Genomic DNA, 22,946 nt, shown 5'->3' on the forward strand with positions numbered 1-22,946 from the left:
GAGAGCGACACATGTCAGTCTTGAAGGTTGGCGATCAGAGTCTCAAGGATTTCCAGGACGAGCTCACCCGCAAGTTCGATGACGTCAAGGGTCAGCTGACGGCCCTTCAGGGCGTCATCGACAGCCTCGAAGGCCGCTGGAAGGGCATCGGCGCCGGGGCGTTCGACGCCAAGCAGACCGAGATCAACCAGGGCATGGTGCGGATCGCCAAGCTGATGCTGAACTTCCAGGAGGCCATCCAGGTCACCCGGACGACGTCCAGCAACACGGACGACGAGGTCGAGGCGGCCCTGCGCGGCGTCGACGTGACCGCGGGCTTCTCCGGCGACGCGGGCGCCGAGAAGGCCGCCCGTTCGGGCATCGCCGGCCTCTGACCTCCGGGTCGGAGTCCCTGCACCAACCCCACCTGAACGACACCACCGAAAACCGGAGGGAACATGGCTGCCAACGACGGCATCATGCTCGTCACGTACGCCTCGCTCGACGACGCGGCGAACCAGATCGACGCGCAGGCGAAGCGCCTGGACGAGGCCCTGGAGGCCATCCAGTCGAAGATCCGCTCGGTCTCCAACACCTGGGAGGGTGAGGCCAAGGCCGCCGCCGACGGCGCCCACGCGAAGTGGGACCAGGAGACGCGCGCGATCCACCAGGCCCTGCAGGGCATCTCCAAGGCCGTCCGCCAGGCCGCCCCGGCCTACCAGGCGGGCGACAAGCGCGCCGCGGGCTTCTTCTAAACCGCAGCCGCAGTACGGCGAACAGGGTGGGCGTGCACGGGAGGCGCCCACCCTGTCGCGTTCCCGGGACAGGGGTCCCGGTCTACTTCCGGACGCACTCCGCCGAGGCCGACAGGGCTTCCGCGTAGGCGAGGAGCAGCTTCTTCACCTCGGGGGCGGGCGCCTGACGGTCCGAGAGCGCGACCGTCGCGAACAGTTCGGCCTGCCCCTTGCGGTGGGCCACGACGGGCTCGCAGGTGACGCGGCTGACGCCGCCGGTGTCGGAGTAGACGTACCGCTTGTCCTGGCTCTCGACGTCGGCCAGGTCCCGGTACGGGTTGTCGTACGCCACCGACCGCGCCGTCCTCCCCGCCTCCGTCCAATCCCACTTGGCGTCCAGGACGCTGGTGCCGTCCACCGAGAGCGTGCACCTGAAGTAGCCGTTTCCGTCCTTCCGTTCCTCGGTGAGCTTCTCGCCGCCCGCCGGGAGGGCGGGCGACAGCAGCTCGGCGGGGACCGGCGTACCGCAGAGGGAGTCCGGCACCTCGAAGGCCCGCTTCTCCTCCTTCGGCTGGGAGCACCCGGAGGCGAGGAGTGCGAGGGCTGCTACGACATACGCCCACCGTGCTGCACGGTGGTGATTTCCGGACGGAAGGCAGCCCGCGGAGCTGCTGGTGTCTGGAGCGATCTGTTCGGGCGTCACTTCTGCTCGCATTCGGGCGAAGCCGACAACGCCTTCGCGTAGCCCTCCAGCAGGTTCTTCACGGCCTCGGAGTCGGACCTGCCCTCGTTGGAGACCAGGACACTCGCGAAGAGTTCCGAGGTGCCCTTGCGGTGCTCGACGACCGGCTCGCAGGTCACGCGGATGACACCGCCCCTGTCGGCGTAGACGTACCGGCCGTCCTCGCTCTCGTACGTGTCGCGCTTCACGTACGGGTTCTCGCGAGCGATCCTGCCCGGATCGGGCCCGATCTTCCGCCACTCCCAGTCGACCCCGAGGTCGGTGGTGCCATCCACGACGATGTCGCAGCTCAGCGCACCCTTCATGTCCGGGTGGCGGCGTTTCACCTCAAGCTTGTCACCGCTTGCGGGCAGAAGGGGCGAGAGGAGCTCTGCCGGGACCGGCGTACCGCAGAGGGAGTCCGGCACCTCGAAGGCCCGCTTCTCCTCCTTCGCCTGGGAGCATCCGGAGGCGAGGAGGACGAGCGCGAGGGCGGCCACGGTCTTCGCGTACTTCATCACGTGCTTTCTGGTCGGGGGCGGGCGAGCGGGGGCGCGCCGCAGCGGGCGGCGCGACCCCCGCGGGCAGGGAGATCAGCCGGGCTGGATCTCGGTCTCCAGGTCGTCGGCCATGTGGCGGGCGTTGTCCGAGGCGTCGTTGTAACCGTCCTCGGTGCCCGACTTGGCCCAGTCCGCGATCTGGTCCGCGTACGGCTGCTTGTGGGCCTTCGCCGCCTCCTGGGCCGCCAGCTGGCTCATGTCGATGTTCTTCTCCCTGCTGTCCTCCCACAGCCGGCCCGCGTCCTTGCCCGCGTCCTTCAGCACGTCCGTCTCGGACTGCTGGAAGATGTGCTCCAGCACCATGGAGCTGATAGTGCTGGAGACCCCGCTGGCGACCGCGCCGCCGACCGGGGTGGCGACGAAGCTGACGCCGACGCCGATGCCCGTACTGATTGCGCCGGACCAGGCGTTCTTCTGCTGGGCGACCGAGTCCGCGAAGTCCTTGGCCTCCTTGGCCGCCGGACCGACGATGGCCTCCTGGCGGCCGACCGCCAGGGTGCCGCCGATCTCCGCCGACTTGCGGGAGATCTCCTCGATGGTGGTCTGCGGCGACTGCGGGTACCGCTGGTCCTCGGGCGTGTTCGGGTTCAGGTGGTAGTCCATGAGGCTGCCCAGGTACGCGGCCTGGCCTACCTCGACGGCCGCGTTGGCCTTGGGGTCCTGGCCCAGCGTGACCAGGAGGCGCGTGACGTCCGCGTGGTCCAGGTCCGCCGGCGTGCCCGCGATGGGGAAGAGCTTGTCGGTGTTGCCGCGGCTGTCGTCGGACATGGCGCGGTTGACGTCGGGGAGGTACTCGGAGGTGATCTGCCCGATGCTGTCCGACATGTAGCTGTGCTTGGTGAGCCGCTCGGGGTCGTCGGAGACCGAGGCGACGATCTTCTGCATGAGCTCCGCCTGGTCCTTGCTGTGCGGCGGGGTCTCCTCCGTGGGCATCTGGCCGGCCGGGTGACCGGTCGTCGCGGCCTCCAGCGCCATCGCGAGGTTGTTGCGGCCCTCGGTGCTGTCCTTGCCCTTGTCGTTGGTCTCCTGCGGCCAGTCGCGCTCCTCGAAGAGGTAGTCGAAGTTGGACAGCGCGCGCTTCTCCTTCTTGCCGTCCTCCTCCTTGAAGTCGTGGTCCTCGTCCTTCGTGACGAAGTCCGAGTTGAAGAAGTCGGTCGCGGCGTCGGGGCTGTTGGACAGAGCGGCGAGGAAGCCGGTCATGGGGTCGGAGCCGGTGTCGGTGCCGGTGCGGTTGAGCCACGGGTCCATGCCCATGCGCTGCCACACGATCGGAACGTGACGGCCGTTGTCGGAGGCCTTCTTCTCGACCTCGATCAGCTTCGTGCCGTAGTCCTTGAGGAACTGGTCGTCGAAGTTGCCCCAGCGCATCAGGTTGCTCATCACCTGGAAGCCCTGGGTGGTGCTGTTCTTCGACAGCGGCTGGTCGCCCGCGGCGATCATGTCGTACTTCCACCGCGACATCTCCGGCGAGTCCGCCTGGGTCGCGGTGGCGAGGGTGAGGCTCAGGTTCTTCTGGAGGTCGTCCATCTGGTCGAAGCGGTCGCGGAGCTTGTGGGTCTCGCGCAGGTCGTTCATGCCGGCCCAGAAGTCGAGGGTTCCCTTGGGGCCCAGCGTGGTCGCGAAGTGCTCCGCGAAGATCGGGTCGCCGGAGTACTTCTTCAGCCCGCTGTTGAGCGCGTCGAAGTCCGCGGGGGTCAGGTCCCTGGGCGCCTTCTTCGCGATCTCCGCCAGCTTCTCGGCCTCCTTGACGGCGTTGACGGCCGAGTCGCGGTCCGTGTAGGACGCGTCGGAGAAGCCGTGGTCCGTGAGGTCGACGAGGGCCTTCAGCGCCGTGGCGCTGGTGTTGTCGATCTCGGTCGCCGTGTTGAGGATGCCCTGGAGCTCCTTCGCCAGCGCGTCGACGTCGGTCTGGCCGTTCGGCGCCTTCTTGTCGGGGTTCTCGGTGACCGTGAATCCTCCGCCATTCACGGTGACGGTGAGGTTCTTGCCCCGACCGCGTTCTATCGCGTCCTTCAGCAGCCGCTGCTGCGTCTTCAGCTCGTCCCGGGTGTCCTGCATGATGTTCCGGATCGACGTCGCCTGTGTGACGGCGTCACCGAACTCGCCGGCGGTCTTGCCCACGAACTCGCGCGAGATCACCGCGTTGTCGCCCGCCCAGTCGGCCGTGAGGGCCTTCTTGTGCAGTCCGTCGTTCGCGTCCTTCTTCAATGCCTCCAGCTTGGTCAGCATGCTCGTCCAGTCACCGACGGTGTCGTCGAGCAGCTTGAAGTTCGCCGAATGAAGAGCTTCGAAATCCATCAGTCGATCCCTGTCCTCAGTCCTTCTTGGACTTCGTGTCCGGCTTGTAGATCTCGTTGGGCTTGCCGGCCTTGGCCCAGTCCTCGTCGAAGCCCGAGTCGAGCGTCTGGATGCTGCTCACGTGCCGTTCGATGAAGATCTCGTCGCCGGCGTGCGCGTTCTGTGTGAAATCCATGTGGTTGGAGATCAGCGCGCAGGCGTCCATCACCGAACCCAGCTGCTTGTCCCACCGCAGCGACACGTGCGACAGCGCCCCGCCGAGCGCGAACCCCTGTCCGCTGAGGTCGGACGCCGCCGAGTCCGTGGAGGTGACGCGCGCCTCCTTCCACAGCCGGTTGTACAGCTTGAACGCCTCGTTGCCGATCGCGGCCAGATCCTGCTGGCTCACCTTCAGGAAGCCGCCCGACGCGCTGCCCGCGTTCGGTCGGTCCTCGGGCGGCAGCCCGTTCAGCTGCATCTTCGCCGATTCCCGCTCGGCCGCCGAAGATTTCAGCTGCTCCCACTCGTCCCATGCCATGAACGTCACCACTCCTTGCGTTTTGAGCTAGTTGATTCCTGTTCGGGGAAGCTCGTCAGGAAATTCCCGAGGCTCCTGACACTCACCGACCTCGTACGCATGGCGGGCGAGCTGATAGGCGAAGTCGACCACGATCCGGCGCAGTTCGTCACCCTCGGCTCGGGTCTCCCCGATGGTGCGGGCCTCGGCTGTGAGGGAATGCTCTTCATGTCGGTCGCCGGAGTGCCGAGACGTCGTGCAGGGGACGTAGACGGACGCCCTGGTGGGGTCCGACGACACCCGCACGTGAATACCGTCCATCGATATCGAGCGGGATTCCCCGTCCGAGGAGCGGCGCTCTTTCCAGCTCGCGAGCGTCGCGATTCCGGACTCCGCCTCGCCGGAGATGATCGACTCGTCGGTACGGACATAACACCAGAAGGTGAAGGTGTCCAGGCTCGACGACGTCGTGAGTTTTCCGCGCTCCTCCGCCTTCCGGGCGGACGGCAGAGCCCGAGCGGCGAGGTCACGGTCGACGGCGCCCGCACATGGCTTCCGGGGAAGCCGGTCGATTCCCTTGGTGAAGATCTCCACATAGCCGAAGACGGCGGTGGCGCAGACGACCACCGCGGCGAGGAGACGCTTTCTCGGCGTGACCCGCGTGAACCCCGTCCTTCCGCCCGTCACGCGGTGGGCCGGTTGTGGACGTCCTCGAGGGCCGAGTCGCTGTCACGCCGGCCGTCGTTCACCGCATCACGGATCTCGTTCCGTATCGAGTCCGCAGGAAGCTTCGACCCGTGGAGCTCCATGGCGTCGATGGCGGACTCCTGCGTCTGCACGCGTACGGAGCCCAGGTGGTCGCTCAGGTCGTGTCCCGGGCTGTGGAGAGCGCGGTCCGCGGCCCCTGACGCCTGCTGTCCCTCCGTCATCCGGTCGATGCCGATTCCGGCGACGGCGCCGAAGTATCCTCCGGCCGTCGCCGAGATCACCGCGCCGGCCATGCCCGCGGGTGCGAGGGCCGCGGCTCCGGCGCCGACCGCGACGCCGACGAGCCCCTTCATCAGGTCTCCCTTGGTCTTCAGCGCGTCGCGGCCGTGGTTCCCCAGGCCCTCGAACAGCTTGAACGCGCTGTTTCCGACCGCGACGAGGTCCTGGTGGTCCATGGTGAGGTCGCCGTTGGCGCCGCCGCCGGACGCGCGCTCGTCGGGCAGCCGGTTCAGCCGCATCCGTGTCGGGTCCTGCTCGGCGGCCGACGGTTTCGGCCGGTCCCACCCTTCCCACGCCATGCCGTGGTTCCTCTCCCCGTCGTCGTCTGTTCCACCCGCCCGCGCGGACGGTTCTCCCGTCGGTCCGCGTCGACGGTTCTCCCGTCGGTCCGTGTCCGCGGCCCGGTCTCAGCCCTGCCGCGCCGCGAGGCGGAACGCGTCCACGCACTGCCACGCGGACGCGACCGCCAGGATCGCGAAGACCCAGCGCGGGCCGCGGTGGCGGGACCGCAGGACGGCCCGGGCCTCCGCGGAGGCGGGGCGCCTGAAGAGGCGGTCCGCCGCCTCCAGGGCCCCGCCCGCGCAGGCCGCGAACACCACCGCCATGCCCCCGAACACGATCGCCGTCACGCTCACAGTTCCGGCATCCGCCCCGTCTGCACCAGCGGGTTCCCGCGCTGGCGCGAGACGTAGATGCCGCGGCCCGGGGGCATGGGGCGCATGCGGACGCCGCCGAGGACGTCGCCCTCCTGCGGGTCTCCGGAGAGGAGGACGCCCTGGGCGCCGAGTTCCATCATCCGCTGCATGAACGACTCGTACGCCGAGCGGCTGGCGCCCGCCGCGCTGCGGGCGATGATGAAGCGGACACCGACGTCGCGGGCGAACGGCAGCATCTCCGTCAGCTTCGACAGCGGGTTGCCGCTCGACGTGGAGACCAGGTCGTAGTCGTCGACGACCACGAAGAGGTTCGGCCCCGACCACCAGCTGCGGTCCCGCAGCTGCTGGGCCGTGACGTCCGCCGACGGCGAGCGGCGGCGCATCAGGTCGGCGAGGGCGTCGACGTGGTGCTCCATGTTGTTGGACATGGGCACGTACTCGGCGAGGTGGCTCGCCGGGGTCACGTCGAGCAGCGCGCGCCGGTTGTCGATCACGAAGAACTTCGCCGAGGCCCCGTCGTACCGCTCCGTGATCTGCTTGATCATCAGCCGCAGCAGGTTCGACTTGCCCGACTCGCTCTCGCCGAACACCAGGAAGAAGGGGTCGCGGTCGAAGTCGACGAAGACCGGCTCCAGGTTGTTCTCGTCGATGGCGAACGCGACACCGCGCTGCGGCTCCGCGTAGCCCGCCGGCAGCGTGCGCACGTCCAGCTCGCGCGGCAGCAGCCGCACCTCGGGCGCGCCCGGCGCCGTCCAGTGCCGGGTGACCTCCTGCGTCATCGCGGCCGTCGCCTCGGCGAGGTCGCTGTCGGAGCTGATGCCGTCGATGCGCGGGACGGCCGCCATGAAGTGCAGCTTCTCGGGCGTCAGACCCCGGCCGGGGACCCCGGTCGGCACGTTGGCGGCGATCTTGCGGTCCAGCTCGGAGTCCATCGTGTCGCCCAGCCGGAGTTCCAGCCGGTTCATCAGATGGTCCTTGAGGTTGGCGCGGACCTCCATGGAGCGGGAGGCCGTGATGATCACGTGGATGCCGTAGCCGAGGCCGCGGGCCGCGATGTCCACGACGGCCGGCTCCAGCCCCTCGTACTCGGTGCGGAAGTTGCCCCAGCCGTCGATCACCAGGAAGACGTCGCCCCACGGCTGCTCGGCCACCGAGATGTCGCCGCGCGCCCGCAGCCGGCGGAAGGTCGCGATCGAGTCGACGCCCGCGCTGCGGAAGTACTCCTCGCGCCGCGACAGGATGCCGTAGACCTCGGCGACCGTACGCCGCACCCGCTCGGGGTCGAGCCGGGACGCCACCCCGCCGACGTGCGGCAGGCCGGCGACCGAGGCCATGCCGCCGCCACCGAAGTCGAGGCCGTAGAACTGCACCTCGTGCGGCGTGTGCGTCAGCGCGAAGGCCGAGATGAGCGTCCGCAGCAGCGTCGACTTGCCGGACTGCGGACCGCCGACGATCTGCATGTGGCCGGCCGCGCCGGAGAAGTCCCGGTAGAGCGTGTCACGGCGCTGCTCGTACGGCTTGTCGACGACGCCCAGCGGTACGACGAGCCGGCCCGCGCCCTCGTAACCGGGCTGGGTGAGCCCCCGGCCCTCCACGCCCGCGAGCCCCGGGAGGACCGAGTCGAGCGCCGGCGGGTTGTCCAGCGGCGGCAGCCACACCTGGTGCGCCTCGACACCGCGCCCCTCCAGGCGGCGCACGATCACGTCGAGCACCGAGTCGGCCAGCGCGTCGTCCTCGGCCGCCCGCGCCTCGGGCACGCGTGCCTGCGCCTCCGGCTCCAGATAGGCCACCGGCACCGGAGCCGCGGTGAAGGGCACCGGCCGCCGGTCCACCGGCAGCGGCCCGCCGGGCAGCGCGGCGTGCTGGTTGGTGCGGTACGTGCCGGAGACGTACGCGGCCTTGAACCGCACCATCTCGTCGGTGCCGTACTTCAGGTAGCCCGAACCCGGCACGTTCGGCAGCGAGTACGCGTCGGGCACACCGATCGCCGCCCGCGACTCGGCCGCCGAGAAGGTCCGCAGACCGATCCGGTAGGAGAGGTACGTCTCCAGGCCGCGCAGCCGGCCCTCCTCCAGGCGCTGCGAGGCCAGCAGCAGGTGCACGCCGAGCGAACGGCCGATGCGGCCGATCTGCACGAACATCTCGATGAAGTCCGGCATCGCCGTCAGCAGCTCGGAGAACTCGTCGATGACGAGGACGAGCGAGGGGATCGGCTGGAGCGGTGCGCCGGCCGCGCGCGCCTTCTCGTAGTCGTGGATGTTCGCGTAGTTGCCCGCGTCGCGCAGCATCTCCTGGCGCCGGTTGAGCTCACCGCGGATGGAGTCGCCCATGCGGTCCACCAGCGTGAGGTCGTCCGCCAGGTTGGTGATCACCGCGGCCACGTGCGGCATCTGGGACATGCCCGCGAAGGTGGCACCGCCCTTGAAGTCCGCGAGGACGAAGTTCAGCGTCTCGGAGGAGTGCGTCACCGCGAGACCGAGGACCAGCGTGCGCAGCAGCTCCGACTTGCCGGAGCCGGTCGCGCCCACGCACAGGCCGTGCGGGCCCATGCCCTCCTGCGCCGCCTCCTTGAGGTCCAGCATCACGGGGACGCCGTCCTCGCCGACGCCGATCGGGACGCGCAGCCGCTCCGACCGGGACCGGGGACGCCAGGTGCGGCTGACGTCGACCGAGGCCGCGTCGCCGAGGTTGAGCAGGTCGGTGAAGTCGAGGTTGGCGAGGAGCGGCTCGTCGTCGTCCGAACCGCCCGCCATCCGCAGCGGCGCCAGCTGGCGGGCGAGCGCCTCCGCCGCGTCCAGGCTCAGCTCGTCCGGGGTGCCGTCGTACACGTGCCCGTGCCCCGACTCGAGGCGCAGCGCCCCGCCCTCCACGACCACGGACAGGTCGCCGCGGGTGCCGGCGCCCCGGCCCGGCACGACCTCGATGATCGTCACGCCCTGGATGCCCTCCGGCGCGGCCAGCGGCGAGGTCTGCGGGACCGACTGCCCGTCGAGCACCACCACGAGGTGCGGGAAGTCGAGCAGCGGGTGGTTGGGGCCCTGGAAGCGGGGCCGCCCGTCCAGGCGTCCGGCGACCAGGTCCTCCAGCTCCCGCGCGTCCGTCGTGATCAGCCGCCGGCTGCCCGCCCCGTCGCCGGGGCCCGGGGCCTGCACGTGCGGCAGCCACTTCGTCCACTCCCACGCCGGGGCGGCGCCGTCACCGGTGGCGACGACGATGACCATGTCCTCGGGGGAGTGGAGCGCCGCCAGCGAGCCCACCATGGCGCGGGCCGTCGACCGGGCGGCCTCCGGCTCCCCGGTCACCGTGAGGTGGTAGAAGGCGCGCAGCGAGACGGCCATCGGGAGGCCGTCCAGAGTGCCGTGCGCGGTGAGGAACTGCTGCATCGCGCCGGCGGTCAGCGGTTCGAGCTCGTCCACCGGCGCCGTCTCGGGGGCGATCAGCGGCGTCGCCAGCTGCTGGCTGCCCAGGCCCACCCGGACCTGTCCGAAGTCGCCGTCGCCGACGCGCCGCTCCCAGACCCGGCTGCCCTCGGCCACCAGCGCCCACAGCTGCTCGGGCGAGGGGTGCAGGTAGTACTGCGCGTCCCGCTGGAGCCGCGCGGTCCGCAGCACGGCGCGCCGCGTCTGCGTCAGGTACTTCAGGTAGTCGCGCCGCAGGTCCGCGAGCTGCCCCTGGGTGCCCCGCCGGTAGCGGACCAGCATCGCGATGGCCATGGCCACCGTCGACGCGATCATCACCATGCCCATGATCCGCATGATCGGGTTCGGCGTCATGAAGAAGAACACCACGGAACCGCCCATGCCGAGCATCGGCAGGAGCTGCATGAGGGCACCCTCCTGCTGCCCGCGGGGCAGCTCCGGAGGGGGTTGCAACTGCACCTGCTCGTCAGGCACTTCGGACGGCAGGGCCCGCGGTGGGCGCTTGACGACGATCTGGCTCACAGCTCACCAATTTCCGTTGCCGGACGGAAAGTTCCTCTAGACGCCCCCGTGGCGAAGGGATCCATCCGCGGGGAGGGATCCTACTTTGGTGCGGGGTCACGGGTGGGCGGTAGGGTGGCCCGAAATCTTTGCGTGGCCATGAACTATCGCAAAAATCGGGTCATTCGGAGCGCAATATCCGCACCGCGCGGGACCCGCGGTCCCCGACCGCCGACGCGCTCCCGCGCCGCCGGCCGGGGACCCGCGGTCCATGACCGCCGGCGTGCTCCCGGGCCGCCGGCCCGGACCCGCCGGACAGGATCACCACGAGGGGAAGCAGCAGGTGAGTATGACGGCCCCAGCCACGGCCGGCGGAGCCGGCCAGTCGGCTCCCACCACCGTGTTCCACGGCGGCACCGGCTTCTGCCGGATCACCGTCGTCGCGCCCGACGGCCGCGTCGACGTCGCACTCCCCGAGGACGTCGCGCTCGCCGACCTCTACCCGGAGGTGCTCCGCCTCTCCGGCCAGACCCCGGCCCCGGGCGCCCCCGTCGGGTACCACCTGGTGCGCCGCGACGGCACCGTCCTCGACGGCAGCCGCTCGCTGGCCGCCCAGCGCGTCCTCGACGGCGAGCTGCTGTCGCTGCGCCCCTTCGCCGAGTCGCTGCCCCCGGCCGTCTTCGACGACGTGTCCGACGCGGTCGCCTCCGCCGTCTCCAAGGACCGCACCCTGTGGTCCGACGCCCTGATGCGCGGCGCCGGCCTCTTCGGCGGCTCGATCCTCCTCGTCCTGCTCGCCTTCGTGCTGTGGACGGCCGAGCCCCGCCACGACATGCACGGCCTGGCCGGCATCCTGGCCGCCGTCACCGCCGTCCTGCTCCTCGCGCTCGCCGCCGTCCGGGCCCGCGTCTACGACGACCGCGGCTCCGCCGTGGCCCTCGGCACCGGCGCGATGGCGAACGCCGCCGTCGCCGGCTCCGGACTGCTCGCCCTCGCCGACGGCCAGGGCATCGGCAGACTCCAGTTCCTGCTGGCCTGCACCGCCGTCCTCGTCTGCGCCGTGATCCTCACGATCGTGTCGCCCGGCGGGGACGGCCCCTTCGTCGCCTTCGTCTTCGCCTCCACCGTCGGCGTGCTGGTCGGCTTCGCGGCCATCCTCACCGAGCTCACCCCGGCGGAGACCGCGGCCGTCTGCGCCCCCTTCGCCGTCGGCGCGCTCGCGTTCCTGCCCGGCCTCTCCACCCGTTTCGCCCGCCTCCCCATCGGCTTCGAGCCGCCCCGGACGAACGTCGGCGGATACGGCTCCGACACCGAGCCCCAGGGGCCGGTCGACGCCGCCCGGATCGCCGCCCAGGCCCGCCGCGGCCACGAGCTGCTCGTCGGCCTCGTCGGCGGCTGCGCGCTGGTCGCCGTCGGCTCCGCCGCCGTCCTCGGCTTCTCCGACACCGTGTGGGGCCAGCTCCTCGCCCTCGCCACCGGCGTCGCGATGCTGATGCGCGCCCACCTGTTCCGCTACACCGCGCAGGTCGGCTGCGCCCTCGCGGCCGGCCTCGGCTCGCTGGTCCTGCTCGGCCTCGGCCTCGCCCTGAACCCGCCCGTCGAGCTCCTCCTGGAGGCCCTGAAGGGCGACGGCACCGCGCTCGACATCCGTACGGTCTGGCTCTCCGCCGCCATCGCCGCCGTCGCCGCGCTGCTCACGGCCGTCGGCCTGATCGTCCCGCGCAAGGGCGTCACCCCCTTCTGGGGCCGCTTCCTGGAGATCGCCGAGACCTTCGTGCTGCTCACGCTGCTGCCGCTCTGCCTCGCGGTCTTCGACGTCTACCACTCCATCCGGGCGCTGACCTCCTGAGCCGCCTGGTACGCTGTGTGACGGCCGTTTGTGTGCGCGCTCCCGGAAGCAGGCGAGATCCCGCCTCGGGGAGCAGCGCTCATCGGACCTTCGCTCCCGAGTCATGGAAGCTCCCCTGAGATGTAGACCAGGGGCACTCGTGGGCACGAAACCTGAGGAGAACCGCGTGGCTCTCGACGCCGCCGTCAAGAAGCAGATCATGACCGAGTTCGGCACCAAGGAGGGCGACACCGGCTCCCCCGAGGTCCAGGTCGCCATGCTGTCCCGCCGCATCTCGGACCTGACCGAGCACCTCAAGACCCACAAGCACGACCACCACTCCCGTCGTGGTCTGCTGATCCTGGTCGGTCAGCGCCGCCGTCTGCTGCAGTACCTGGCCAAGAAGGACATCCAGCGCTTCCGTACGCTGGTCGACCGCCTCGGCATCCGCCGCGGTGCGGCCGGCGGCGCCAAGTAAGACGCCGTGGAGGGAGCGGTTCCCACTTTCAGGGGGCCGCTCCCTTTGCTGTACGTGCGCGAAGTACCGACCGGCAATTACTCTGGTCGCAGAACGCCACGACCCGCGCGAGAAGCAGCCGGCACGCCGCCGGTCCTCGGTAGTGGCCCCCGGACCCGATTCCGGGTGCTCCGATCGAAGACCGGCCCGCCCATTCAGCGCTTCTCCCGCACCCGTCCCGCGCCACACGGGCGCACGGACCAAAGACGAACGTAGGAGAAACCACTAGTGGAGAACGAGACCCACTACGCCGAGGCCGTCATCGACAACGGCTCCTTCGGCACCCGCACCATCCGCTTCGAGACGGGCCGTCTGGCCCGCCAGGCCGCCGGCTCCGCCGTCGCCTACCTCGACGACGACACCATGGTGCTGTCGGCGACCACCGCCTCCAAGCGCCCCAAGGACCAGCTCGACTTCTTCCCCCTCACGGTGGACGTCGAGGAGCGGATGTACGCGGCCGGCAAGATCCCCGGCTCCTTCTTCCGCCGTGAGGGCCGTCCCTCCGAGGACGCCATCCTCACCTGTCGCCTGATCGACCGCCCGCTGCGCCCGTCCTTCAAGAAGGGCCTGCGCAACGAGATCCAGGTCGTCGCCACGATCATGGCGCTCAACCCCGACCACCTGTACGACGTCGTCGCGATCAACGCCGCGTCCGCGTCCACGCAGCTGGCCGGCCTGCCCTTCTCCGGCCCGATCGGCGGCGTCCGCGTCGCGCTGATCCGCGGCCAGTGGGTCGCCTTCCCGACGCACACCGAGCTCGAGGACGCCGTCTTCGACATGGTCGTCGCGGGCCGCGTCCTGGAGGACGGCGACGTCGCGATCATGATGGTCGAGGCCGAGGCCACCGACAAGACCATCCAGCTCGTCGAGGGCGGCGCCGAGGCGCCGACCGAGGAGATCGTCGCCGCCGGCCTCGATGCCGCGAAGCCGTTCATCAAGGTCCTGTGCAAGGCGCAGTCGGACCTCGCCGCCAAGGCCGCCAAGCCCGAGGGCGAGTTCCCGATCTTCCTGGACTACCAGGACGACGTGTACGCCGCGCTCTCCAACGCCGTCCGCGGCGAGCTGGCCCAGGCGCTCACCATCGCCGGCAAGCAGGACCGCGAGGCCGAGCTCGACCGCGTCAAGGAGCTCGCCGCCGAGAAGCTCCTCCCGGCCTTCGAGGGCCGCGAGAAGGAGATCTCCGCCGCGTACCGCTCCCTGACCAAGGCCCTGGTCCGCGAGCGCGTCATCAAGGACAAGGTCCGCATCGACGGCCGCGGCGTCACGGACATCCGTACGCTCGCCGCCGAGGTCGAGGCCATCCCGCGCGTGCACGGCTCCGCCCTGTTCGAGCGTGGCGAGACCCAGATCCTGGGCGTCACCACCCTCAACATGCTCCGTATGGAGCAGCAGCTGGACACCCTCTCCCCGGTGACCCGCAAGCGGTACATGCACAACTACAACTTCCCGCCGTACTCCGTCGGCGAGACCGGCCGCGTCGGCTCCCCGAAGCGTCGCGAGATCGGCCACGGCGCGCTCGCCGAGCGCGCGATCGTGCCGGTCCTCCCGACCCGCGAGGAGTTCCCCTACGCGATCCGCCAGGTGTCCGAGGCCCTCGGCTCCAACGGCTCGACGTCGATGGGCTCGGTCTGCGCCTCCACCATGTCGCTGCTGAACGCCGGTGTGCCGCTCAAGGCCCCCGTCGCCGGCATCGCCATGGGCCTGATCTCCCAGGAGATCAACGGCGAGACGCACTACGTCGCCCTCACCGACATCCTCGGTGCGGAGGACGCCTTCGGCGACATGGACTTCAAGGTCGCCGGTACGAAGGAGTTCGTCACCGCCCTCCAGCTCGACACCAAGCTGGACGGCATCCCGGCCTCCGTCCTGGCCGCGGCCCTCAAGCAGGCCCGCGACGCCCGCCTCCACATCCTCGACGTGATGATGGAAGCGATCGACACGCCGGACGAGATGTCCCCCAACGCCCCGCGGATCATCACCGTCAAGATCCCCGTGGACAAGATCGGCGAGGTCATCGGCCCCAAGGGCAAGATGATCAACCAGATCCAGGAGGACACCGGCGCCGAGATCACGATCGAGGACGACGGCACCATCTACATCGGTGCCGCCGACGGCCCGGCCGCCGAGGCCGCCCGCGCCACGATCAACGGCATCGCCAACCCGACCATGCCGGAGGTCGGCGAGCGCTACCTGGGTACGGTCGTCAAGACCACCACCTTCGGTGCCTTCGTCTCCCTGCTCCCGGGCAAGGACGGCCTGCTGCACATCTCGCAGATCCGCAAGCTCGCCGGTGGCAAGCGCGTGGAGAACGTCGAGGACGTGCTCGCGATCGGCTCCAAGGTCCAGGTCGAGATCGCCGAGATCGACCAGCGCGGCAAGCTCTCCCTGATCCCCGTGATCGAGGGCGAGGACGAGAAGAAGGACGACGCCTCCTCGTGACGTCCCGTAGTCCCGTGACGACGGCCCGCCCCTCCTCCGAGGGGCGGGCCGTCGCCCGTACCCAAACGCTTCTCCCGGGCAAGGACGGCATCGGCACCGTCCGCCGCACGACGCTCCCCGGCGGCCTCCGCGTCGTCACCGAGACCCTTCCCTCGGTGCGCTCCGCGACCTTCGGCATCTGGGCCCACGTCGGCTCCCGCGACGAGACGCCGGCGCTCAACGGCGCCACCCACTATCTGGAGCACCTCCTCTTCAAGGGCACCGCCAAGCGGTCCGCCCTCGACATCTCCTCCGCGATCGACGCGGTCGGCGGCGAGATGAACGCCTTCACGGCGAAGGAGTACACCTGCTACTACGCACGGGTCCTCGACACCGACCTGCCGCTGGCGATCGACGTCGTCTGCGACATGCTCACGGGCTCGCTCATCCTCGACTCCGACGTGGACGCCGAGCGCGGCGTGATCCTCGAGGAGATCGCGATGACCGAGGACGACCCCGGTGACGTGGTGCACGACCTCTTCGCGCAGACCATGTTCGGCGACACCCCGCTGGGCCGCCCGGTCCTCGGCACCGTCGACACGATCAACGCGCTCTCCCGCGGTCAGATCGCCCGCTTCTACAAGAAGCACTACGACCCGACCCATCTGGTCGTCGCCGCCGCGGGCAACGTCGACCACGCCACGGTGGTGCGCCAGGTCCGCCGCGCCTTCGAGCGCGCCGGGGCCCTGACCCGCACCGACGCCGCCCCGATCGCCCCGCGCGACGGGCGGAAGACCATCCGCACGGCCGGCCGGGTCGAGCTGCTGGGCCGGAAGACCGAGCAGGCGCACGTCGTCCTCGGCATGCCCGGCCTGGCCCGCACCGACGAGCGCCGCTGGGCGCTCGGCGTGCTGAACACCGCGCTCGGCGGCGGCATGTCCTCCCGCCTCTTCCAGGAGGTCCGGGAGAAGCGCGGCCTGGCCTACAGCGTGTACTCGTACACCTCGGGCTTCGCCGACTGCGGTCTCTTCGGCGTCTACGCGGGCTGCCGCCCCGGCCAGGTCCACGACGTGCTGCGGATCTGCCGGGACGAGCTCGCCAAGGTCGCCGCCGAGGGCCTCACGGACGAGGAGATCACCCGCGCCGTCGGCCAGCTCTCCGGCTCCACCGTCCTCGGTCTGGAGGACACCGGCGCGATCATGAACCGCATCGGCAAGAGCGAGCTGTGCTGGGGCACCCAGATGTCGGTCGACGACATGCTGGGCCGGATCGCGGCCGTCACCCCGGACGAGGTCCGCGAGGTGGCCCGTGACGTGCTGACCCAGCGGCCCTCGCTCTCGGTGATAGGCCCGCTGAAGGACAAGCAGGCGGACCGCCTCCACCAGGCCGTCTCCTGACCTCCATCCCCTAAGGAAGAAGTGCGATGAGCAAGCTGCGCGTGGCGGTCCTCGGTGCCCGGGGCCGTATCGGCTCCGAGGCCGTCAGGGCGGTCGAGGCCGCCGAGGACATGGAGCTGGTCGCGGCCCTGGGCCGCGGCGACGAGCTGGGGGCCCTCGCCGAGGCGGGTGCCCAGGTCGTCGTCGAGCTGACCACCCCCGACTCGGTCATGGCCAACCTGGAGTACTGCGTCGGCCACGGCATCCACGCCGTCGTCGGCACCACCGGCTGGACCGAGGACCGCCTCGCGCGGCTGGACGGATGGCTCGCCGCCTCCCCGGAGACCGGCGTCCTCATCGCCCCGAACTTCTCCATCGGCGCGGTCCTCACCATGAGGTTCGCGCAGCTCGCGGCCCCGTACTTCGAGTCCGTCGAGGTCGTCGAGCTGCACCACCCGAACAAGGTGGACGCCCCCTCCGGCACCGCCACCCGCACCGCCCAGCTGATCGCCAAGGCCCGTGCCGAGGCCGGCCTCGGCGCCCAGCCGGACGCCACCGCGACCGCCCTCGACGGGGCCCGCGGCGCGGACGTGGACGGCGTGCCGGTCCACGCGGTACGGCTCCGGGGCCTCCTGGCCCACCAGGAGGTGCTGCTCGGAAGCGAGGGCGAGACGCTCACCGTCCGCCACGACTCGCTGCACCACTCCAGCTTCATGCCGGGCGTGCTGCTCGGTGCTCGCCGCGTGGTGAGCACCCCGGGCCTCACGTTCGGCCTGGAGCACTTCCTGGACCTGGGCTGACGGTCATGGGCGGCAAGATCACGTACGTCTTCCTCGCCACCGTCCTCGTGCTGGTCTTCGGGGTGGTGGCGATGGAGGGCGTCCTGCTCCTCCTGACCGGCGAGCCGGCGGCCATGGGCATGGGCGCGGTGGCGTTCCTGCTGCCGGGCGTCGGCGGCTGGTTCCTGTGGAAGAACACCAGCTTCGCGCGGCGGGCCAACCGGCTGGCGGCGGAGCTGGAGGCCGAGGGCGGGCTGCCCGTCGACGAGCTGAAGCGCACCGAGGGCGGCCGGATCGACCGCGACTCCGCGGACGAGGTCTTCGCCCGGCGCAAGGCCGAGACGGAGGAGACGCCGGAGGACTGGCGCTGCTGGTTCCGGCTGGCGGTCGCCTATCACGACGCCAGGGACACCCCGCGGGCCCGCCAGGCGATGCAGCGGGCCATCTCCCTCCACGAGGGCCGGACGGTCAGCGCCTGACGCCGTACTCGGCGTGCCACGCCTCGACGGTGTCGGCGGCCCGGTCGAAGGCCTCGATCCGGGAGAGGAAGTCGGCGTTGTGGTCGGTGAGCAGCACCAGCTGCTCACCGGCCGTCCGGTCGAGGAGGAGGGCCTGGCCCTGGACCGTCCGGGGGAGGTTCAGCCAGCGCACCGGCTGCTGCGCGGTGCGGACGGCGGCCACCTTGGCCCAGGGCGTGGTGCCGGTGGTGAGGAAGCCGACCCGGCGCACCCCCGCGCGGCTCACCCAGGTGCCCATGCGCAGCAGGCGCAGCGCGGCCAGGATGATCAGCACGGCGAAGCCGAGGGTGACGAGCGCTCCGCCGACGGCTCCGGCGGCGGCGATGATCACCGCGGCGAGCAGGACGAAAGAGGCGAGCAGCAGCGCGAGCGCCGCCGCACCGACCCGGTAGGGCCCCGGACGGTACGGACGGCGCCACTGGTCGTGGTCGTCGAACGGCAGCGCGACGGCATCGGCGGTGTCGAAGGCACGGTCGGCCGTCAGGAAGGGCAGGGGCACGGCGGTTCCTCACTCACAAGCACGCTCGAAGGGGCGATGCCCGGTGAGGCTACCTCAGCGGTTGTCGGAGGCTTCGGACTGCTGCCGGTGCGCGGGGGAGTCCGTGCTGTCGAGAGACGGCATCCCGAGGACCAGGGCGCCCACGAGTCCGGCGGCGACGGTCAGTCCGAGCAGCGTACGCCCGACGACCTGCCCGGGCCGGAGCCGCTCCCGAGGTGGGGGAGTGACGTTACTGCGGAACTCGTCGGCCTCCGCCACGAACGCGAACGGTACGGCCTCATCCCGCCTGTACATGGATGTCACTCTCCTCGGTGGTCGTCCTGCGCCTCATCTCATCTGTACAGACGATCGAACCGAGGGTTTGGTGCCGTTTTTCACCGAAGCGGCCCAATCTCATCCTTCAGACGGACTCGCGCTAACCTTGGCCCGCCCCACAGACGACCGGAAGGTACTCCTGGTGACCGACACCCCCACCGAGACGGCGAAGTTCGACCTCAGGAGCGACGTCACCGTCGAACTGGTCAAGAGCGCCGCGGCCGACTCCGACGTCCTGTGGGCGGCCCGGGTCTCCACGGCGGGGGAGCAGTCCCTCGAAGAGCTCCAGAAGGACCCGGAGCGCTCGAAGGGCCTCATCAACTTCCTGATGCGGGACCGTCACGGCAGCCCCTTCGAGCACAACTCGATGACCTTCTTCATCAGCGCCCCGATCTTCGTCTTCCGCGAGTTCATGCGGCACCGGGTGGGCTGGTCGTACAACGAGGAGTCGGGCCGCTACAGGGAGCTCCAGCCGGTCTTCTACGTCCCCGACGCCTCCCGCAAGCTGGTCCAGGAGGGCCGTCCGGGCAAGTACGTCTTCGTCGAGGGCACCGCCGCCCAGCACGAGCTGGCCGGCCGCGCGATGGAGGACTCGTACCGCCAGGCGTACGACACGTACCAGGAGATGCTCGCCGCCGGCGTCGCCCGCGAGGTGGCCCGCGCGGTCCTCCCGGTCGGCCTCTACTCCTCGATGTACGCCACCTGCAACGCGCGCTCGCTGATGCACTTCCTCGGCCTGCGCACCCAGCACGAGCTGGCCGCGGTCCCGTCCTTCCCGCAGCGGGAGATCGAGATGGTCGGCGAGAAGATGGAGGAGCACTGGGCCCGGCTGATGCCGCTGACCCACGGGGCCTTCAACAAGAACGGACGCGTCGCGCCGTAGGGCACAGATGTTCGCCCACTCTCATGAAGTGTCCGTATTGCGACGTTTCGTGAAGTTCATCTAGGCTGATCAAACGGACCCGGCACTGCTTGAACCCCCGAGCAGGCAGTGCCGGGCTCCTCTTCTCACGTCCCCCCGAGGGGACACCCGGCGCTGAGCAGCGAGTAGCGTGTTACCCATGGCTCCGATCTCCACTCCGCAGACCCCCTTCGGGCGGGTCCTCACCGCCATGGTCACGCCCTTCACGGCGGACGGCGCTCTCGACCTCGACGGTGCCCGGCGACTCGCCACCCACCTGGTGGACGCAGGCAACGACGGCCTCGTCGTCAACGGCACCACCGGCGAGTCCCCCACCACCAGCGACGCGGAGAAATCGGAGCTCGTACGCGCCGTACTGGAGGCGGTCGGAGACCGTGCCCACGTCGTCGCCGGCATCGGCACCAACGACACCCACCACTCCATCGAGCTGGCCCGCGCCGCCGAGCGCGACGGCGCCCACGGCCTCCTCGCCGTCACGCCGTACTACAACAAGCCCCCGCAGGAGGGCCTGTACCGGCACTTCACGGCCATCGCCGACGCCACCGGCCTGCCCGTGATGCTCTACGACATCCCCGGCCGCTCCGGCGTCCCGATCGACACCGAGACGCTCGTCCGGCTCGCCGAGCACCCCAGGATCGTCGCCAACAAGGACGCCAAGGGCGACCTCGGCCGCGCCAGCTGGGCCATCGCCCGCTCCGGCCTCGCCTGGTACTCCGGCGACGACATGCTCAACCTGCCGCTCCTGTCGGTCGGCGCCGTCGGCTTCGTCTCCGTCGTGGGCCACGTCGTCACCCCCGACCTCCGCGCCCTCCTCGACGCCCACCTCTCGGGTGACGTCGAGAAGGCCACCGAGATCCACCAGAAGCTGCTCCCGGTCTACACCGGGATGTTCCGCACCCAGGGCGTGATGACCACCAAGGCCGCGCTCGCCCTCCAGGGCCTCCCGGCCGGCCCGCTGCGCCTCCCGCTCGTCGAGCTCTCCGCCCAGGAGACCGACCAGCTCAAGGTCGACCTCGCCGCCGGCGGGGTAGACCTCTGACACCGGACTTCACAACTGAACAGTGACAACTGAAGACAGCGACAACCGACAACAGCAAGTGCACGATTGTCATGCGCGCCACGTGCCGGACGGCACGTGGCGCGTGTGGTGAGGAGAGTCTTTTGAGCCATCCGCATCCCGAACTCGGCGCCCCGCCGAAGCTTCCCCAGGGCGCCCTGCGCGTCACCCCGCTCGGCGGCCTGGGCGAGATCGGCCGCAACATGACCGTCTTCGAGTACGACGGCAAGCTGCTGATCGTCGACTGCGGCGTCCTCTTCCCCGAGGAGGAGCAGCCAGGCGTCGACCTGATCCTGCCCGACTTCACCACCATCCGGGACCGCATCGACGATGTCGTCGGCATCGTCCTGACCCACGGCCACGAGGACCACATCGGTGGCGTGCCGTACCTGCTGCGCCTGCGGCAGGACATCCCCCTCATCGGCTCCAAGCTGACCCTCGCCCTGATCGAGGCCAAGCTCCAGGAGCACCGCATCCGCCCGTACACGCTGGAGGTGGCCGAGGGCCACCGCGAGCGTCTCGGCGCCTTCGACTGCGAGTTCATCGCGGTCAACCACTCCATCCCGGACGCCCTGGCGGTCGCCATCCGCACCCCCGCGGGCATGGTCGTCCACACCGGCGACTTCAAGATGGACCAGCTGCCGCTGGACAACCGCCTCACGGACCTGCACGCCTTCGCCCGGCTGAGCGAGGAGGGCATCGACCTCCTGCTCACCGACTCGACGAACGCCGAGGTCCCGGGCTTCACGGCGCACGAGCGGGACATCTCCAACGTCCTGCGGAACGTCTTCGCCAACGCCCAGAAGCGGATCATCGTGGCGAGCTTCGCCAGCCACGTCCACCGCATCCAGCAGATCCTCGACGCCGCCCACGAGTACGGCCGCCGGGTCGCCTTCGTCGGCCGCTCGATGGTCCGCAACATGGGCATCGCCCGCGACCTCGGCTACCTGAAGGTCCCGGCCGGCCTCGTCGTGGACGTGAAGACGCTGGACGACCTGCCGGACGACGAGGTCGTGCTGGTCTGCACGGGTTCCCAGGGCGAGCCGATGGCGGCCCTGTCCCGCATGGCCAACCGCGACCACCAGATCCGGATCGTCCCCGGCGACACGGTCATCCTGGCCTCGTCGCTCATCCCGGGCAACGAGAACGCGGTCTACCGCGTGATCAACGGCCTGACCCGCTGGGGCGCCAACGTCGTCCACAAGGGCAACGCCAAGGTCCACGTCTCGGGCCACGCCTCGGCCGGCGAGCTGCTGTACTTCTACAACATCTGCAAGCCGAAGAACCTCATGCCGGTCCACGGCGAGTGGCGCCACCTGCGCGCCAACGCCGAACTCGGCGCGATGACGGGCATCCCGAAGGACCACATCGTCATCGCCGAGGACGGCGTCGTCGTCGACCTGGTCGACGGCCGCGCCCGCATCACCGGCAAGGTCCAGGCGGGATACGTGTACGTGGACGGCCTCTCGGTCGGCGACGTCACCGAGTCCTCGCTGAAGGACCGCCGGATCCTCGGCGAGGAGGGCATCATCTCGGTCTTCCTGGTGGTGGACTCCTCCACCGGCAAGATCACCGGCGGCCCGCACGTCCACGCGCGCGGCTCCGGCATCGACGACTCCGCCTTCGACGCGGTGCTGCCGAAGATCGAGCAGGCGCTGAACAAGTCCGCCCAGGACGGCGTCGTCGAGCCCCACCAGCTCCAGCAGCTGATCCGCCGCATCGTCGGCAAGTGGGTCTCCGACACCTACCGCCGCCGCCCGATGATCCTCCCGGTCGTCGTCGAGGTCTGAGCCCGAAGGGCCTGACCAGCGCGGTAACGGAGCGGGGCGCCTCGATTTGCATCGGGGCGCCCCGCTCCAGTACGTTTACGGCTCCACCAGAACGGGAAGCCCCAGCGCCGCAGTGCGCCCGGACGGCCGAACGGGAGGTGGGAAATCCGACTCAGATCATCTGATAAAGTCGGAAAGCGCCGGAAGGCCCCGAGGAATTGAAACTCAGGACCGGAAAGCACCGAGGAAATCGGATCGGAAAGATCTGATAGAGTCGGAAACGAAGGAAGCGCCCGGAGGGCCTGGAAACAGGAACGAAGGAAGCGTCCGCACCTTGAGAACTCAACAGCGTGCCAAAAATCAACGCCAGATTAGTTGATACCCCGTCCAGCCGGTTTCGGTTGGTCGAGGTTCCTTTGAAACAAAACACAGCGAGGACGCTGTGGACGGTCGGCCATATTCCGGCTTGACCGTCCCGCTCAACGCGAGTGTCACCCGATTACGGGTAAACATTCACGGAGAGTTTGATCCTGGCTCAGGACGAACGCTGGCGGCGTGCTTAACACATGCAAGTCGAACGATGAAGCCCTTCGGGGT

21 protein-coding genes and 1 rRNA gene are annotated in these 22,946 nt (G+C 70.0%); 12 read left to right on the top strand and 10 right to left on the bottom strand.

Translation table 11 applies throughout. The features are described 5' to 3' along the window. Positions 1-11 precede the first annotated feature (11 nt). A complete protein-coding gene (locus tag ACFQ8C_RS01825) occupies positions 12-374 on the top strand; it encodes a WXG100 family type VII secretion target (protein WP_043230526.1) in 363 nt (120 codons plus the stop codon). A gap of 63 nt (positions 375-437) precedes the next feature. After that, positions 438-734 (top strand): WXG100 family type VII secretion target, encoded by a 297-nt coding sequence (locus ACFQ8C_RS01830; RefSeq protein ID WP_383451171.1) that lies wholly within the window; start codon positions 438-440, stop codon positions 732-734. Between the two features lie 82 nt (positions 735-816). On the opposite strand, the gene ACFQ8C_RS01835 is transcribed toward ACFQ8C_RS01830, so the two are convergent. From ACFQ8C_RS01835 to eccCa, 8 genes are all read right to left on the bottom strand, one after another. After that, positions 817-1,257, bottom strand: a complete 441-nt coding sequence (locus tag ACFQ8C_RS01835; RefSeq protein WP_383451174.1) for a hypothetical protein — start codon at positions 1,255-1,257, stop codon at positions 817-819. 155 nt (positions 1,258-1,412) lie between these two features. Further along, positions 1,413-1,952 carry a hypothetical protein gene (locus tag ACFQ8C_RS01840; protein WP_383451176.1) on the bottom strand — a complete coding sequence of 180 codons (540 nt, stop codon included), beginning with the start codon at positions 1,950-1,952 and terminating at the stop codon, positions 1,413-1,415. Positions 1,953-2,027: 75 nt separating this feature from the next. After that, the gene (locus ACFQ8C_RS01845) at positions 2,028-4,292 is read right to left on the bottom strand and encodes a hypothetical protein (RefSeq protein ID WP_383451179.1); all 2,265 of its coding nucleotides are present in this window, start codon (positions 4,290-4,292) and stop codon (positions 2,028-2,030) included. A 16-nt stretch (positions 4,293-4,308) separates the two neighbouring features. Continuing rightward, positions 4,309-4,809, bottom strand: a complete 501-nt coding sequence (locus ACFQ8C_RS01850; protein WP_383451182.1) for a hypothetical protein — start codon at positions 4,807-4,809, stop codon at positions 4,309-4,311. A gap of 27 nt (positions 4,810-4,836) precedes the next feature. Beyond that, a complete protein-coding gene (locus tag ACFQ8C_RS01855) occupies positions 4,837-5,415 on the bottom strand; it encodes a hypothetical protein (RefSeq protein ID WP_383451184.1) in 579 nt (192 codons plus the stop codon). 56 nt (positions 5,416-5,471) lie between these two features. Next, on the bottom strand, positions 5,472-6,074 hold the full coding sequence (locus ACFQ8C_RS01860) for a hypothetical protein (protein WP_383451187.1): 603 nt from the start codon (positions 6,072-6,074) through the stop codon (positions 5,472-5,474). Between the two features lie 108 nt (positions 6,075-6,182). After that, positions 6,183-6,404, bottom strand: a complete 222-nt coding sequence (locus tag ACFQ8C_RS01865) for a hypothetical protein (protein WP_383451190.1) — start codon at positions 6,402-6,404, stop codon at positions 6,183-6,185. A 2-nt stretch (positions 6,405-6,406) separates the two neighbouring features. Beyond that, entirely contained in the window at positions 6,407-10,372 is a 3,966-nt protein-coding gene (gene eccCa / locus ACFQ8C_RS01870) for a type VII secretion protein EccCa (RefSeq protein WP_383451192.1), read from the bottom strand. Positions 10,373-10,700: 328 nt separating this feature from the next. Between eccCa and eccD the strand changes: the two genes are divergently transcribed. The 6 genes from eccD to ACFQ8C_RS01900 all read left to right on the top strand — a co-directional run bounded on the left by eccD (position 10,701) and on the right by ACFQ8C_RS01900 (position 17,748). Further along, entirely contained in the window at positions 10,701-12,200 is a 1,500-nt protein-coding gene (eccD, locus tag ACFQ8C_RS01875; RefSeq protein WP_383451195.1) for a type VII secretion integral membrane protein EccD, read from the top strand. 166 nt (positions 12,201-12,366) lie between these two features. Continuing rightward, positions 12,367-12,657, top strand: coding sequence for a 30S ribosomal protein S15 (rpsO, locus tag ACFQ8C_RS01880; RefSeq protein ID WP_043230508.1), 291 nt, complete (start codon positions 12,367-12,369; stop codon positions 12,655-12,657). A 267-nt stretch (positions 12,658-12,924) separates the two neighbouring features. Further along, entirely contained in the window at positions 12,925-15,135 is a 2,211-nt protein-coding gene (locus ACFQ8C_RS01885) for a polyribonucleotide nucleotidyltransferase (protein ID WP_383451198.1), read from the top strand. Next, positions 15,132-16,511, top strand: a complete 1,380-nt coding sequence (locus ACFQ8C_RS01890) for a M16 family metallopeptidase (RefSeq protein WP_383451200.1) — start codon at positions 15,132-15,134, stop codon at positions 16,509-16,511. Before ACFQ8C_RS01885 ends, ACFQ8C_RS01890 begins: the two co-directional genes overlap by 4 nt. Before the next feature lie 26 nt (positions 16,512-16,537). Then, positions 16,538-17,290: a 4-hydroxy-tetrahydrodipicolinate reductase gene (gene dapB / locus ACFQ8C_RS01895; RefSeq protein ID WP_383451203.1), complete on the top strand. Its 753-nt coding sequence runs from the start codon at positions 16,538-16,540 to the stop codon at positions 17,288-17,290. A gap of 5 nt (positions 17,291-17,295) precedes the next feature. Further along, complete coding sequence (locus tag ACFQ8C_RS01900; RefSeq protein ID WP_383451205.1) at positions 17,296-17,748, top strand: hypothetical protein; 453 nt, start codon at positions 17,296-17,298, stop codon at positions 17,746-17,748. On the opposite strand, the gene ACFQ8C_RS01905 is transcribed toward ACFQ8C_RS01900, so the two are convergent. Continuing rightward, on the bottom strand, positions 17,738-18,286 hold the full coding sequence (locus ACFQ8C_RS01905; RefSeq protein ID WP_383451208.1) for a hypothetical protein: 549 nt from the start codon (positions 18,284-18,286) through the stop codon (positions 17,738-17,740). The genes ACFQ8C_RS01900 and ACFQ8C_RS01905 overlap by 11 nt on opposite strands. Positions 18,287-18,340: 54 nt before the next feature. Beyond that, entirely contained in the window at positions 18,341-18,580 is a 240-nt protein-coding gene (locus tag ACFQ8C_RS01910; RefSeq protein WP_383451210.1) for a hypothetical protein, read from the bottom strand. Positions 18,581-18,743: 163 nt separating this feature from the next. On the opposite strand from ACFQ8C_RS01910, the gene thyX reads away from it, so the two are divergent. The 4 genes from thyX to ACFQ8C_RS01930 all read left to right on the top strand — a co-directional run. Then, positions 18,744-19,484 (top strand): FAD-dependent thymidylate synthase, encoded by a 741-nt coding sequence (thyX, locus tag ACFQ8C_RS01915; protein ID WP_383451213.1) that lies wholly within the window; start codon positions 18,744-18,746, stop codon positions 19,482-19,484. A gap of 178 nt (positions 19,485-19,662) precedes the next feature. Then, the gene (gene dapA / locus ACFQ8C_RS01920) at positions 19,663-20,562 is read left to right on the top strand and encodes a 4-hydroxy-tetrahydrodipicolinate synthase (RefSeq protein ID WP_383451216.1); all 900 of its coding nucleotides are present in this window, start codon (positions 19,663-19,665) and stop codon (positions 20,560-20,562) included. 122 nt (positions 20,563-20,684) lie between these two features. Then, complete coding sequence (locus tag ACFQ8C_RS01925; RefSeq protein ID WP_383451219.1) at positions 20,685-22,370, top strand: ribonuclease J; 1,686 nt, start codon at positions 20,685-20,687, stop codon at positions 22,368-22,370. Positions 22,371-22,861: 491 nt separating this feature from the next. Further along, a 16S ribosomal RNA gene (locus ACFQ8C_RS01930) occupies positions 22,862-22,946 on the top strand; the annotation flags it as partial.

The organism is Streptomyces sp. NPDC056503, from assembly GCF_042794995.1.
Taxonomy (GTDB): Bacteria; Actinomycetota; Actinomycetes; order Streptomycetales; family Streptomycetaceae; genus Streptomyces.